Origin of the sequence: Nocardia uniformis NBRC 13702 (assembly GCF_001613345.1) — a bacterium.
Lineage (GTDB): Bacteria > Actinomycetota > Actinomycetes > Mycobacteriales > Mycobacteriaceae > Nocardia > Nocardia uniformis.
In genome coordinates this window covers 14,429-27,571 of the sequence record NZ_BDCE01000015.1, presented here as the reverse complement: position 1 = coordinate 27,571, position 13,143 = coordinate 14,429, and the positions used below count along the sequence as shown (strand labels likewise).

Below are 13,143 nucleotides of genomic sequence, written 5' to 3'. Positions count from 1 at the left end.
GCCGTCTACGAGCCCCCTGTCAGGATTGAACTGACGACCTTCGCTTTACAAGAGCGGTGCTCTACCACTGAGCTAAGGAGGCGGAAAGCGGAGTCATCATAACCGGATGGACCGGCTGCGCGGAAAGCCGGATCCAGCTCGGACGCTGACGAAGAGCATTGAACCGGTGCGATCGCACGGCACCGAGGTGTCATGCGATCGCGGCCCGGTCGAACGTTCCTGCGCAGCTGTTCCCAGATTCCCCACTCGGCGGCCCGGACGAGGGGCCGACCCTTCGAGCGACCTGCAAGCAGTCGCTGCAGGCCCTTTCGAGCGACCTGCAAGCAGTCGCTACGGGTGCGACGTCACATCGCTATGTCAGGACTGGGCAGCCTGACGAGCCGCGTCGTCCGCCGCCATGGCGTCACGCAGGCTCTTGGGACGCATATCCGTCCAGTTCTTCTCGACGTACTCGACGCAGGCAGCGCGGCTGTCCTCGCCGAACACGACCCGCCAGCCCGCCGGAACCTCGGCGAAAGCGGGCCACAGGGAATGCTGCTCCTCGTCGTTGACCAGAACGAAGAACCGGCCGTCTTCATCATCGAAGGGATTGGTGCTCATTTCACCTCACTGGATACTGGCGCTGTCTACGGGAACGTTGACGGATCGCGCACCGCTCGGTTGTCATCCACGAGCGTCGAACGAACCCCCGACGTTGATTCGACCCTAGCAAGGCAAGCGTTACGAGTTGGTGGTTACCTGCAGCCAGCGAAGAAATCGAGCAGGATCTTATTGACCGCCTCGGGCCGTTCCAGGTACCCGAAGTGCCCGGTGTCCGGAATCTCCTGGTAGCGAGCGCCCGGAATGGCGTCGGCGACCTCCCGCGACAGGTACGGCGGGATCATTCGGTCATCGGCGAAGCCGATCGACAAACACGGCACCGTAATGGCCCGGTAGGCGGCGAGCCGGTTGAAGTCGCGGTCCATCCGGCGCTGTGCCCGCACACCGGGCGAGGCCGGTCCGCCGCTGAATTCGAACAGGTCCAGCCAGTCGCGGGCCGAATTCGGATCGGCCAGGGTGGCCGGGGACAGATTCATGACGGCGGTGAGAGCGGCGTCATACTTCGGCGGCAGCGTCACACCCATGGCATCGAGTTCGTGCTCACCGGCCGACAGCGTCTTCTGGAACTGGTCGAGCCGCCCGTGTCCGGCCATGAAGACGGCCTTGCGCACCAGATCGGGGCGAGCGAGCGAGAGTTCCTGGGCGACACGGGCACCCATGGAGGTCCCTACCAGCAGCACCGGTCCCTCATCGAGGAATTCGATCAGTCCGGCGGTATCGCGCACCAGATCGTCGGTGGTCATACCGCCCGCGGACTCGAAAGACGGTTTGATGCCGCGGTTGTCGAAGGTGCACACCCGGTACCCGGCGGCAATCAGCGCGGGCACCTGATGCAGTTCCCACACCCGCCCCGGGCTGCCGGTGCCCATGATCATGACAACCAGCGGCCCACCGCCCTTGACGTCGGCGCCCTTGGCCCGGTCCCCCTTGACCTGGTAGTTCAGTGAGATTCCATTCACCGTGGCCAACGGCATTACATCGACCCCTTCATCAGATTGATTCACACGGAGCCCGGTCGCGCCCGCACTTCCACCGTATAGGCATTCGGCGGCGCGACGTTTCTCACCATTGCGTTTGGGGCACCGTCTACACCGAGCGGACGGTTCCCGGATGCGGGCCGGATAACATGGACTCCTCGTAACCTGTGCACAGACACCCGAGAGGACACGATGATGGCCGCGAAAAGCGCCAACGACATCGCGGACGACGATCTGGAACCGCTGGCCGACGAAACCGCTCGCGCCGCCCAGAAGGTGGTAGCCGCGTACGCCACCGATGCCGACGAGTGCCGCATGTTGCTGTCAATGCTCGGAATCGCGCCGAGTACACGAGCCGACTGAGGCACTCACAGCAGACAACTACAACGGGCTACCCGCGACCGGCAAAGGATCGAGTGGACAGATGACACGGACCAACGACCCCCAGCACGAGCTACCGGACAACGAGCCCGATGAATTCGACGGGTCTCCCGCGGCCGCGGCCTATCGCGGCCCGGGTGCCCTGATTCCCGACTCCGGTGCCGGCTCGGGGTTCGTTGTCGTCGCCAATCGCCTTCCGGTCGACCTGGAGCGCCTACCCGACGGCAGTACCCGCTGGAAGCGCAGTCCGGGTGGTTTGGTGACCGCGCTGGAACCGGTGCTCCGCAGCAACAAGGGCGCGTGGGTCGGCTGGGCCGGTGTGCCGGATGTCGACCTCGATCCGATTACCGAGGACGGTCTGGACCTGTTCCCGGTGCCGCTGTCGTCGGAAGAGGTGGCCGACTACTACGAGGGCTTCTCCAATGCCACGCTGTGGCCGCTGTACCACGATGTGATCGTGCGGCCGGTGTACGACCGCAAGTGGTGGCAGGCCTACGTGGCGGTGAACCGCCGCTTCGCCGAACACACCGCGAAGGTGGCCGCCGAGGGCGCGACGGTCTGGGTGCAGGACTACCAGTTGCAGCTGGTACCGAAGATGCTGCGCATGCTGCGCCCCGATCTGACCATCGGCTTCTTCCTGCACATTCCGTTTCCCCCGGTCGAACTGTTCATGCAGATGCCTTGGCGGACAGAGATTGTCGAGGGCCTGCTCGGCGCGGACCTGATCGGCTTCCATCTGCCCGGCGGAGCGCAGAATTTCCTGTACCTGGCGCGACGCCTTGCGGGACAACCGACTTCACGCGGCAATGTGGGTGTGCGCTCGAAACTCGGTGTGGTGCAGGTGGGTTTCCGCACCGTCCGCGTCGGCGCGTTTCCCATCTCCATCGACTCCACCCAACTCGACGAGTACTCCCGCCGCCGCTCGGTCCGCGAGCGGGCCGCGAAAATCCGTGCCGAACTCGGCAATCCGAAGAACATCCTGTTGGGCGTGGACCGCCTGGACTACACCAAGGGCATCGACATCCGATTGGCCGCACTGGAGGAGATGCTCGCGGAGGGGCAGATAAACCCCGAGGAAACGGTCATGGTCCAGTTGGCCACACCGAGCCGCGAACGCGTCGAGTCCTACATTCAGATGCGCGGTGATATCGAACGCCAGGTGGGCCGGATCAACGGCGAATACGGCCGCGTCGGCTACCCGGTGGTCCACTATCTGCACCGCCCCATCCCGCGCGAGGAACTGGTCTCCTTCTTCGTGGCCGCCGACGTCATGTTGGTGACTCCGCTGCGCGACGGCATGAACCTGGTGGCCAAGGAGTACGTAGCCTGCCAGGGCGGCCTGCACGGCGCCCTGGTGCTATCCGAATTCACCGGCGCGGCAGGCGAACTGCGCCAGGCCTACCTGTGCAACCCACACGACCTGGAAAGCGTCAAGGACGCCGTAACCGGCGCCATCAATGACGACCGCGACGCCCGCCGCCGCCGGATGCGTTCGATGCGGCGACAGGTGCTGACCCACGATGTGGACCGTTGGGCGCGTGCGTTTTTGGAGGCGCTGGCGCAGGACCGGGTGGCGGGGAGCGCGTTGCTGAGTGATGACGACGTGGATCCGGCTCCGCAACGCTGAATTCGGGGTGCTGAGTGCTGTGTCGCCAGCCGGATTGCCGATGAGGTAGGAAGCGGCGATAGGAGCCGTGAAACGACTCGGGGGTGCCGCGATCGCGGCACCCCCGACGAATAAAAGTTGTCTCGCAGGCTAAATCGGATCGACGTCGGCCACCAGCCAACGTCCGTCCTGCTTTTCGAGCTTGACCCGGAGTCGGCTGGCATCGACGGTGCCCTTGCTGGGATCCTTGCCGGTGCTCTTCTGGTTGAGGAAGATCATCGCCTCGACGTGACGGGCGTCGGCTTTGATCACACCGCTACCGACCAGCGTGGCCTGGACGACCAGTTCCTTCTCCTTCGCGCCGGGTGCGAGGACGGTTTCGGTCACCTTCTTCCAGTCCTCTTTGAAGTCGGCGGTCATATCATCGGTGACCTTGGCCATCTGGGTGTCGATGGACTTGTAGTTGTAGCCGAACATGCCCTCGGTGGCACGTCGGGCCACCAAGAGTGCGTCCTCGCGGGCGGAATCGGCCTGCGTGTCCTGCCAGTACCCGTAGCCCGCCCAGGTGCCGACGACGACGGTGATCGCGAGCAGTACGGTCGCGCCCACCAGGATCAGCTGGTCACGTAGTTTCGTGGAGGACTTCGGCGCGGTCATACCACCATCTCCATCTGCGTTGCGGCCAAACCCTTTTCGGTGTGGGCAATGGTCACCCGGAAGCGGAACTGCCGCTGCTGCGGACCTTCCGCCCCGGCATTGGTGAGGGTCTGTTTGACGGCGACGAGCACAATGGCGGTGTTGTCGTCGGAGCTCTCGATGGCGGCGTCGATGACCTCCCCCTTGGCCTTCACCTCCGCCTTCTGCACGATTCCGGCGTAATCGTCCTTGCGCTGCTCGTATTCGGTGGCGAGATCGCCGGAAGTCACCTCCAGCACGCGCTTGATGTCGTCGGCGGCGGTTTCGGCGCTGATATTGGTGATATTGAGCATGGTCTGTTTGGCCGTTTGGATGTAGTCCGCGCGCAGGGCGGCCTCGTCGGCGGCCTCATTGCGCAGGTTGATCAGGAAACCCGTGCCGACCATGAGTGCGATGGCGAGCACCACCGCGGCCGCGGCCACGATCCGCTCCCAGCCGAAGCCGGTGCCCGCCGAAGCGGCTGCGGGCGCTTCGGATTCGGCAGCGGCGGCCGGAGGAACCGGGGGCTGTGCGGCGGCCTCGGCCGGTGCGGCGGGTGCCTGCGGAATCCGCTCGGTCGCCCCTTCCACCGGAGTCTTGCCGAACTTCACCGTTTCGGCGGCCGCCACCTTCGCGGCCGTCTCGTCCGACTTCTTATCGAGCCCCACCACCGGCTTGCCGAGCTCCACCGCTGCGGTCTCGGTGACCGGCACGGTGGCCTCGTACACCTGTGAGGTGGTGGTCTGCTCGTCCGGCGGCGGCCCTTCCGTGCGCACTGCGCGCCGACGGGTTTTCTTCACCCCACTGGTGTCACTCATCGCAATTGCTCCTGAACCATATTTGTCAAACTCGTCGGGACCACCCCGGAGCCATCGGCTCCGATATTGGCCTGACGATACGTGCGACCGTCGGGTCCGAGGAAAGTGCCGGTAAGCGGATCGTACGTTCGACTCTCCACGGAGGCCGGTTGGGTCCCGGTGGGCGCACCGGAGGCCGGGTCACCCGACGGTGTCACCGGGTTGGGTGCGCCGAAGGGCGGGTTATCGCCGAGCGGCACATATCCCTGCGGGTCACGGCAGAGTTCCGGAGACGGCGCGCGCTTGCCCGGCACCTCCATACAGGGCATATTGCGGATACCTCGGACCGCGAACGGGGCGTCCTGGGGAACCTTGCAGTACAGGCCGCCCGGAGTGTCGGGCGCATCCCGTTCGGCGGCCGAGCGCCGCTGATCGGGCGCCAGGAAGCCGGTGGTGCAACCCTGGGGATCGTTGACGCTGACCATGAAGTCGACCTTGGCGCCGTACTCGAGCGGACCACCGAAGGCCACCGTCAGCAGCGCCGCCACCAGCGGCGGGAACACCACCAGCAATTGCTCGACACCGGCGTCATAGGTGTAGGTGACCTGGCCGACGCTGGCGAGGTTGCGCGCCAGCAGCGGCAGGGTCGGCTTCAAATCCTGGAAGAGCTGGGTGGCGCTGGTGGCGGCACCTGGCGTCTTGACGAGCACATTCCGCAGCGCCGGATCATGTTCACGCAACTGATCGGTCAGGGTGGCCAGATCATTGGTCCACGACCGAATGGCCGCGTCGGATTCGATCTGGGTATCGAGCAGCGGTCCGATCTTGTCGATCAGATCCTTGGTGGCCTCGGTATTGTTCTTCGCCTCCTGGATCAGCAGGGAGGCGGAGTCGAGGAAGCGCTGCAAATCGGGACCGGCGCCATTGAACGCCGTGAACGCGTCCTCGATGACCTGCTGCAGTTTGGTATCGGCGACACTGCTCAGCAGCCGATCGGTCTGTTCCAGCAGGGTGCCGACATCCTGGGGCAGCTTGGTGCGTTCCACTGGAATGACCGAACCGTCGGACAGGTTGCCGCCCTTGGGATTATCGACCGGAACCAGATCGACGTACTGCTCGCCGATCGCGGACACGCTGCGGACGTAGGCGTCGACATCCTTGGGAATCTTGAAGTCGCTGTCGATCGACAGTTCGGCGTCCACACCCTTCGGTGTGAGCCGAACCTCCCGCACCTTGCCGACATTGGTGCCGCGGAAGGCCACATTGGCGTTCTGGTAGAGCCCGCCGGTGGCGGCCAGCTGCACCGTCACGTCATAGCGGCCGATGCCGACCATGGCGGGCAGTTTCACGTATGCGCCGCCCATTACCGAGATGCCGATAACGGTCAGCACCGAGAATATGACGAGCTGGATCTTGACGAAGCGAGTGAGTTTCACGGTCAGTTCCCCTGCGGCACGGTGAGACCCGGAATGGCCGGAAGTCCCGGAATCGCTGGCAGCCCCGGAATACTCGGCTCGGGTGCCTGGGTCTCCGGCTTGGGTTCGAGCGGAGCGGTCCGCGGATCGACCGGATCACCGGCGGTGCCGCCCAGCTGACCGAGCGCACCTTCGATACCGGTGAATCGCGGGCCGAGCGGGGTTCCAGTGAGGAAGTTCTGCGACAGCCGCGCGGAGGTGAGGTCGAAGGTGATCTTGACGTTCAGGTAGTCGCCGCGTACCGCGCCGTCCATATCCTTCATCGAGAACGGGAAAGTGAGCAACATGCCCAGTGCCGCACCGAGATTGGTGCCGGTATTGGCGATCTCCTCGAGCGTCGGCCAGAGATTGGCCAGATTGGCGGTGAGATTGTCGCCGCCGTTCTCCACGATCCGCGACACCACATCACTGAGCCCACCGAGCGCGCTCAGCGCACCGGTGATGTTCTCCCGGCGATCGGCGAGCACGGTCAGCGCGGGATGAATATTGTCGATGGCCGAGGCCACCTGATCCTGTTGCCGCGCGAGGATTCCGGAGAACCGATCCAGACCGCCCATGGCCGCGATGATGTCGTTGGTCTGGGCATCCAGGGTGCCGATGAGCGTATTCAACTGCGGCAGCAGATCGCGAATGGCCTCGGTATTCGTACTCAGCGCGGTGTTCAGTTCCTTGGTGATGTTCTCCAGCTGGCTGATACCACCGCCATTGAGCACCACCGAGAGTGAGGACAGCACCTGCTCGGTGGTCGGGAACGCACCCGCCCGCTCCAGCGGAATCGTATCTCCGGGCTTCAGCTCACCCTGTGCCGAAACATCGGTCGGGGCGGCCAATTCCACGTGATTACTGCCGAGGAGACTGGTCTGCCCGATCTTCGCGGTGGCATTCGCGGGCAGCTTCACATCCTTCTCGAGGCTCACCGTGACCAGCGCGTGCCAGCCCTCCACCTCGATGCCGGTGACCGAGCCGACCGTGACGTCGTGGATGCGGACCGGTGAATTACGGGTCAGCGTGGTGACATTCGGCATTTGGATCTTCACCTGCCACGCGTCCTCACCCATACCGGCGGCACCGGGCATCGGCAGCGAGTTCAGGCCGTCCCATTGACATCCGGTGGTACCAAGGGCGATGGCGATACCGATCGCCAGGCCCGCCACCCGCTGTCGTCCGAGGATGGTTTTCATCAGTTGCCTCCCGGAAGAGCCAATTCGGCAATACTGCCGGGCACGGTGACCTGACCGGCCTGGGCGGCCACCTCCGGCGTGCTGTACACCAGCTGCTCCGGGTAGGCGGTGGCGTTGGTCGGTGTGCTGAGCATGAATGGCGGATAGTTCATGGCCAGGTTGTTCAGCACCGGGCCGAGCATGGTGGCGCACAGGTCCGCGCTCTTATCGGAATCATTGGTTTCCAACGCCTCGATCGAGCCGCAGATGAAGCTGATCGGGTCGGCGAAATTGGTGAGCACCGGATAGCCGGTCAGCGATCCCTGGGCGGGCTTGTAGAGCTGGTAGAAGTTGACCAGGGCGGTGGGACCGGAGTGCAGCACCTTCTCGAGCTCGGGCCGCTTGTCCACCAGCAACTGGGTGACATCGGCCATTCGCTCCAGGCCCTCGGTCAACGCACCGCCACGAGATTCGATGAAGCGCTGCACATCCGCGACGGCGATATCCAGATTCTCCAGTCCCGCACCGAGATCGGTGGAGACCCCGGCGAGTACCGAGGAGACGGAGGCGAGTCGTCCGCCGAACTGCACGATCTGGTCATTGCTCTTGGAGAGCACGTCCACGAACTGCTGCAGATTGCGAATGGTGGCGAAGAGATCGGTACGCCCGTCGGACAGGGTGTTCAGCGCACCGGACAGTTCCCGCAGGGTGTCGCGGAAGGCTTCGCCATTGCCGTCGAGATTGGCGGCGGCGGTGTCGACGAAGCGGCCGAAGGAGCCCTGTTCGTCATCGCCTACCGGGCCCAGAGTGGTTGCCAGCTTGGATAGTTCGGTCTTGATGTCGTCCCACTCCACCGGTATTGCGGTGCGTTCGATGGGGATGGTGTCACCGTCGTCCAGCTTGGGTCCGCCGGTGTAGGCGGGGGCCAGCTGAATGAAACGCGCCGACACCAGCGAGGGGGACACGATGACGGCCGCGGCATCGGCGGGCAGATCCACGCCGCGGTCGATGGTCATCTTCACCGTCACCCGGTCCTTGCCCGGATCGACGGAATCAATGGTGCCGACCTGCACTCCGAGCACCCGCACCTGGTCACCGGCGTACAGACCGCTGGTGGCCGGGAAGTACGCGGTGATCTCGGTCTTGCCGATCCGGCTCACCACGGGGTACGCGAGGAAACCGACGACGGCGAGCACAGCTACCAGCGCGACGACGCGTGTCCAACGCGGCAGCTTTCCAACTTTTTTCAGTGCGTTCATTTGCCGGGCTCCGTCAGTCCGGGGTAGATGCCGGGAGGGCCACCCGGGCCGTTATCGAGGTAGGACCTCAGGTCATCGGGCAGGTGTTCTGGCCAGACCAGCGCGTCGATCAGGGGCTGGATGCCCTTACTCGTCGCATTGGAGATGTACGCCTGGAAGTACGGGCCGCTACCGACCTGCTCGCCCAGCGCACCCGCGTAGGGGCCGAGGGCGTCGAGCGCGTCGGAGAGGTCCTGCTTATTGCGCTGCAGCAGATCCAGCACCGAATTCAGTTTGTCCAGTGTGGGTTTGAGCTGCGCCTCGTTATCGTTGACGAAGCCGGTGAGCTGCTGTGCGAGTCCGTTGATGTACACGATCATCTGACCGAGCGCGGTGCGCCGGGCATCCAGTTCGCCGAGCAGCTGATTGCCGTCGACGAGCAGCGAGCTGATCTTGGCGGCCCGGTCGGACAGGATCTTGGTGACGCCCTGCGCCTTGCCCAGCAGATCGGTGAGCGCCTGGTCGCGAGTATTGATACTGCGCGACAGGGCCGTGACGCCGTCCAGTGCCGACCGCAGCGGCGCGGGGGTATCGGCGAACGTGGTCGACAGCGCGTCCAGGGTGGTGTTGACCTGCTCCATATCCAAGCCGTGCACGGTGGTGGCGAGGTCCCCGAGCGCGTCATTGAGTGAGTACGGAGAGATGGTGCGCTCCAACGGAATCGGGTCATCCTTGCGGAGGTGGCCGCCGCCCGCCGGGGTCACCTCGAGGGATTTGCGGCCGAGTACCGTATTGGTCTTGATTGCGGCACTGGTCTTGGTACCAAGCGTGATCCCCTCGTCGAGGGAGAAGCGCACGAGCACCTTCGCACCGTCCAACTTCACATCTTCGACGCGGCCGGACCGCACACCCGCCACCTGCACCTGGTCGCCCGGCACCAGACCACCGGCATCACCGAAGTGCGCGGTGTACTGGGCACCGGAGGCCAGGAACGGCACCCGGTCGAATTGCAGCGCGGCCAGGGAGATGGTCACTGCCAATACGATGCCGATGATGCCCACATTTATTGTGGAGGAGCGTTTTTCGTTCACTTCTCACACCTCCCGGTGGTCTGATTGCCAGGCAGATTGAGAAGCAACGGTTTGCCGTCCGGGCCGTCGACCAGGATATTGGTGCCACACGCGTAGATGTTCAGGAACGAACCGTACGAGCCGATGCGGACCAGTTTCTTGTAGGACTCCGGCAGATTCTGAATGATCCATTCGATCTCGCCTGCCTGGTCGTCTATCGACGCGGCGGTGCGGCCCAGCTGTGTGACGGTGTCCTTCAGATCCGGGCGAGCCTGGGTCAGCAGATCGGTGAGATCACCGGTGGCACCCGCGATCCGCGGAATGGCGTCACCGATGGGGTCTTTGTCGGCAGCCAAGCCGCTGACCAGACGCTGCAGCTCGTCCAGTGTCGTGGTGAACTCCTGATCTCGATCGTCGATGGTGGTCAGCACCGTCCTGAGATTGTCGATCACACTGCCGATCAAGGCATCTCGCTCCGCGAGGGTCTTACCGAACGAGCCGGAGCTGTTCAGGAGTGATACCAGCGTTCCGCCCTGCCCCTGGAAGATCTGCAGCAGCGCCTCCGTGAGGTCGTTGACCTGCGCCGGATCCAAACCGCGCAGTAGCGGTTTCATCCCACCGAGCAGCATGTCCAGATCCAGTGCGGGCTTGGTGCGATCGGTGCCCATGGTGGCACCCGCACTCAAAACCTGTGCGGTGCCGGGGCCTTCGAGCAGTTCCAGGTACCGGTCACCGACGAGATTCTCGTAGCGAATGGCGGCCGTGGTGCTGCTGTAGAGCCGGTACTTGCGGTCCACGTCGAATTCGACATGCGCGAGATTGTCCTTGCCGACTCGCACCGAGGTCACGGACCCGACCGGTACGCCGGCAATGCGCACCTTCGCGCCGGGCAGAATGCCCGACGAGCTCGTGAAGACGGCGTGGTAGCCGTTCTCGAGGGAGAACCGCATCTGGCTGAAGACGATCCCGAGCATGCCCAGTACCAACACCATGATCAGGGTGAACAGGCCGAGCTTGACGGTGACCGCGCGTGGCTTGAACTTCACTGTTTACTCCACCCCCGGCAATCCGGCGAACAGCAGCTGGAAGACGGTGCCGCCATTATTGATACGCGGCTGGGTCGCGGGCTGCCAGACATGCCCCTCCGAGGTATCGGTAACCAGGTAGTTGGCCTTGTCGCCCGGTTCGAAATCGGCGATGCCCTCACAGCGTGGGCCACCCGTCGCATTCACCTTCGGCAGGTCCTGCGGGTACTTGTAGGGCTCACCGGCGGGCATGATGCTGGCATTCATGGAGACCGCCGGGTAGCGGCCGCCGAAGATCTGACCGTAGACCGGCATCAGCGGACCGAGGCCATTGATGACGCAGCCGACCGCGGAACGGTATTCGTAGAGCGTGTCGGTGGTCGGCCGCAGCAGTCGAAGTGCTTCCACAAGCGGCGATTCGGTCTCGTTCAGAATCGGAGTGGCGGTATCGGCCAGCCCGATGAGATTGGCCAGCACGGCGTCGACATTCCCAGCCTGATCGACCAGGGTGCCGCCGGTGACCACCAGATTGTCGGTGGTCCGCAGCAGATCGGGCACGGTGTCGGCGTAGAGGCCGGTCACCTGTGTGGTCTTCTGCAGATCTTCCTGCAGGGTCGGCAGCGACGGATTGATATCGATCAGGAACGCGTCGCTGTCGACCAGCAACTGGTTGATCTTCTCGCCCCGCCCCTCGAGCGCCGAACCCACCGCCTGCAGCGTGGCATTCAGCTTCTCCGGCTCCACCTTGGCGAGCACATCATTGAGATGCTGGAACAGCGTATTGAACTCGACGGTGACCGAGCTGGCCTGTACGACCGCGCCCGCCTTCAGCGAATCAGCCGAAGGATTCTGCGGGGCAACGAAATTGATGTACTTCGCGCCGAATACCGTGGTGGAGCGAATATCGACCAGCGCGTTCGCGGGCACCAGCTTCAGCTGGTCCGGGTAGAGCGCGAGTTCGAGACGGGCGCCGTCGGCGGTGTTCTGGATGCCGGAGACCTTGCCGATCTCCACACCGCGAATCTTCACCTTGGCGTCGGGATCGAGTACCAGACCGGCGCGTGGCGCGTCGACGGTCACCTTGACGGTGTTCTCGAAACCGCCCGCGAAGGTGACCAGGCACAGGGTGACGATGGCCACCAGGCCCAGCACCATGCCGAGTCCGGCGAGCCGGATAACCCATGGTTGTTCGAGAGTTTGTTTAGGTCTTGGTTTTTGAATGCCGCCGTAGCCCATCGGGCTCGCGGCCGCATCACGCTGTTGCGTACCCACCATGTCGCCGCCCTAGCCGGAGAGGTGAAAGTTGCCGGAGGTGCCGTAGATGGCCAGCGAGATCAGCAGTGTCACCGAGACAACCGCGACCAGGGAGGCCCGCACCGCATTACCGACCGCGACTCCCACGCCGACCGGACCACCCGCGGCATGGAAGCCGTAGTAGGTGTGGATCGCCATAACCGCCAGGGCCATGAAGATCGCCTGCGCGAACGACCACAGAATGTCGCTGGGAATCAGGAAGGTTTCGAAATAATGGTCGTAGACGCCCGCCGACTGGCCGTAGATCACCACTGTCGCAAAGCGACTCGCGATGAAGGAGGCGATAACGGCGAGTGAGTACAGCGGGATGATGGCGAGCATGCCCGCGAGAATTCGGGTGCCGACGAGGAAGGGCACCGGTCGAATGGCCATGACCTCCAGGGCGTCGATCTCTTCGGAGACGCGCATGGCACCGAGTTGTGCGGTGGTACCCGCACCCAGTGTCGCCGCCAGCCCGATACCCGAAATCACCGGTGCCGCGATACGAACGTTGATGAAGGCGGCGAAGAAGCCGGTGAGGGCTTCGACGCCGATATTGCCGAGCGAGCTGTAGCCCTGGACGGCAATGGTGCCGCCCGCGGCCAGCGTCAGGAAACCGACGATAATAACGGTGCCGCCGATAACGGCGAGTGCGCCTGTGCCCATGGAGATTTCGGCAATGAGCCGAATTGTCTCGGTGCGATAGTGGATCAGCGCGCGCGGCACCGAGGCAATCGACTGGGCGTAGAACAGCGCATGTTTGCCGATGGAGTCGAGCCCCTCGCCGAAGCGCTTGGCCCGCTTGGTGACTCGGGGAAATCGAGATTCGATCACGAATGCCATGAG

At 64.1% G+C, this 13,143-nt stretch carries 13 protein-coding genes and 1 tRNA gene; 2 read left to right on the top strand and 12 right to left on the bottom strand.

The window, feature by feature from the left end; translation table 11 throughout:
• Window positions 1–10: 10 nt before the first annotated feature.
• The 3 genes from NU1_RS04195 to NU1_RS04185 all read right to left on the bottom strand — a co-directional run bounded on the left by NU1_RS04195 (window position 11) and on the right by NU1_RS04185 (window position 1,574).
• Window positions 11–82, bottom strand: a tRNA-Thr gene (locus NU1_RS04195).
• A 275-nt stretch (window positions 83–357) separates the two neighbouring features.
• Window positions 358–600 carry an MbtH family protein gene (locus NU1_RS04190; protein ID WP_019931522.1) on the bottom strand — a complete coding sequence of 81 codons (243 nt, stop codon included), beginning with the start codon at window positions 598–600 and terminating at the stop codon, window positions 358–360.
• 134 nt (window positions 601–734) lie between these two features.
• Window positions 735–1,574 carry an alpha/beta fold hydrolase gene (locus NU1_RS04185; protein ID WP_067517575.1) on the bottom strand — a complete coding sequence of 280 codons (840 nt, stop codon included), beginning with the start codon at window positions 1,572–1,574 and terminating at the stop codon, window positions 735–737.
• A gap of 198 nt (window positions 1,575–1,772) precedes the next feature.
• Here NU1_RS04185 and NU1_RS42110 point away from each other — a divergent pair, with 198 nt between their 5' ends.
• Together NU1_RS42110 and NU1_RS04180 are read left to right on the top strand one after the other, a co-directional pair.
• On the top strand, window positions 1,773–1,940 hold the full coding sequence (locus NU1_RS42110; protein WP_169814992.1) for a hypothetical protein: 168 nt from the start codon (window positions 1,773–1,775) through the stop codon (window positions 1,938–1,940).
• A 61-nt stretch (window positions 1,941–2,001) separates the two neighbouring features.
• On the top strand, window positions 2,002–3,585 hold the full coding sequence (locus NU1_RS04180; protein WP_084520968.1) for an alpha,alpha-trehalose-phosphate synthase (UDP-forming): 1,584 nt from the start codon (window positions 2,002–2,004) through the stop codon (window positions 3,583–3,585).
• 129 nt (window positions 3,586–3,714) lie between these two features.
• Here the strand turns inward: NU1_RS04180 and NU1_RS04175 are convergent, their stop codons facing one another.
• From NU1_RS04175 to NU1_RS04135, 9 genes are all read right to left on the bottom strand, one after another.
• A complete protein-coding gene (locus NU1_RS04175; protein ID WP_067517572.1) occupies window positions 3,715–4,221 on the bottom strand; it encodes a hypothetical protein in 507 nt (168 codons plus the stop codon).
• On the bottom strand, window positions 4,218–5,057 hold the full coding sequence (locus NU1_RS04170; protein ID WP_067517571.1) for an Rv1363c family protein: 840 nt from the start codon (window positions 5,055–5,057) through the stop codon (window positions 4,218–4,220). Before NU1_RS04170 ends, NU1_RS04175 begins: the two co-directional genes overlap by 4 nt.
• Window positions 5,054–6,472: an MCE family protein gene (locus NU1_RS04165; protein ID WP_067517569.1), complete on the bottom strand. Its 1,419-nt coding sequence runs from the start codon at window positions 6,470–6,472 to the stop codon at window positions 5,054–5,056. The genes NU1_RS04170 and NU1_RS04165 overlap by 4 nt, the downstream gene beginning before the upstream one ends.
• Before the next feature lie 2 nt (window positions 6,473–6,474).
• Window positions 6,475–7,692 (bottom strand): MCE family protein, encoded by a 1,218-nt coding sequence (locus tag NU1_RS04160; RefSeq protein ID WP_067517568.1) that lies wholly within the window; start codon window positions 7,690–7,692, stop codon window positions 6,475–6,477.
• Entirely contained in the window at window positions 7,692–8,930 is a 1,239-nt protein-coding gene (locus NU1_RS04155; protein ID WP_067517566.1) for an MCE family protein, read from the bottom strand. The genes NU1_RS04160 and NU1_RS04155 overlap by 1 nt, the downstream gene beginning before the upstream one ends.
• Window positions 8,927–10,000 (bottom strand): MCE family protein, encoded by a 1,074-nt coding sequence (locus NU1_RS04150; RefSeq protein ID WP_067517564.1) that lies wholly within the window; start codon window positions 9,998–10,000, stop codon window positions 8,927–8,929. Before NU1_RS04150 ends, NU1_RS04155 begins: the two co-directional genes overlap by 4 nt.
• Window positions 9,997–11,025, bottom strand: a complete 1,029-nt coding sequence (locus tag NU1_RS04145; RefSeq protein WP_084520967.1) for an MCE family protein — start codon at window positions 11,023–11,025, stop codon at window positions 9,997–9,999. The genes NU1_RS04150 and NU1_RS04145 overlap by 4 nt, the downstream gene beginning before the upstream one ends.
• 3 nt (window positions 11,026–11,028) lie before the next feature.
• Window positions 11,029–12,159: an MCE family protein gene (locus tag NU1_RS04140; protein WP_067517562.1), complete on the bottom strand. Its 1,131-nt coding sequence runs from the start codon at window positions 12,157–12,159 to the stop codon at window positions 11,029–11,031.
• A gap of 129 nt (window positions 12,160–12,288) precedes the next feature.
• Complete coding sequence (locus NU1_RS04135) at window positions 12,289–13,140, bottom strand: MlaE family ABC transporter permease (RefSeq protein WP_067517561.1); 852 nt, start codon at window positions 13,138–13,140, stop codon at window positions 12,289–12,291.
• Between the last annotated feature and the right edge of the window lie 3 nt (window positions 13,141–13,143).

What these genes read in the sequence shown, in the direction of transcription:
- NU1_RS04190 (WP_019931522.1), bottom strand. Translation starts at nt 600, where the DNA reads ATGAGCACCAATCCCTTCGATGATGAAGACGGCCGGTTCTTCGTTCTG.
- NU1_RS04185 (WP_067517575.1), bottom strand. Translation starts at nt 1,574, where the DNA reads ATGCCGTTGGCCACGGTGAATGGAATCTCACTGAACTACCAGGTCAAG.
- NU1_RS42110 (WP_169814992.1), top strand. Translation starts at nt 1,773, where the DNA reads ATGGCCGCGAAAAGCGCCAACGACATCGCGGACGACGATCTGGAACCG.
- NU1_RS04180 (WP_084520968.1), top strand. Translation starts at nt 2,002, where the DNA reads ATGACACGGACCAACGACCCCCAGCACGAGCTACCGGACAACGAGCCC.
- NU1_RS04175 (WP_067517572.1), bottom strand. Translation starts at nt 4,221, where the DNA reads ATGACCGCGCCGAAGTCCTCCACGAAACTACGTGACCAGCTGATCCTG.
- NU1_RS04170 (WP_067517571.1), bottom strand. Translation starts at nt 5,057, where the DNA reads ATGAGTGACACCAGTGGGGTGAAGAAAACCCGTCGGCGCGCAGTGCGC.
- NU1_RS04160 (WP_067517568.1), bottom strand. Translation starts at nt 7,692, where the DNA reads ATGAAAACCATCCTCGGACGACAGCGGGTGGCGGGCCTGGCGATCGGT.
- NU1_RS04155 (WP_067517566.1), bottom strand. Translation starts at nt 8,930, where the DNA reads ATGAACGCACTGAAAAAAGTTGGAAAGCTGCCGCGTTGGACACGCGTC.
- NU1_RS04140 (WP_067517562.1), bottom strand. Translation starts at nt 12,159, where the DNA reads ATGGTGCTGGGCCTGGTGGCCATCGTCACCCTGTGCCTGGTCACCTTC.
- NU1_RS04135 (WP_067517561.1), bottom strand. Translation starts at nt 13,140, where the DNA reads ATGGCATTCGTGATCGAATCTCGATTTCCCCGAGTCACCAAGCGGGCC.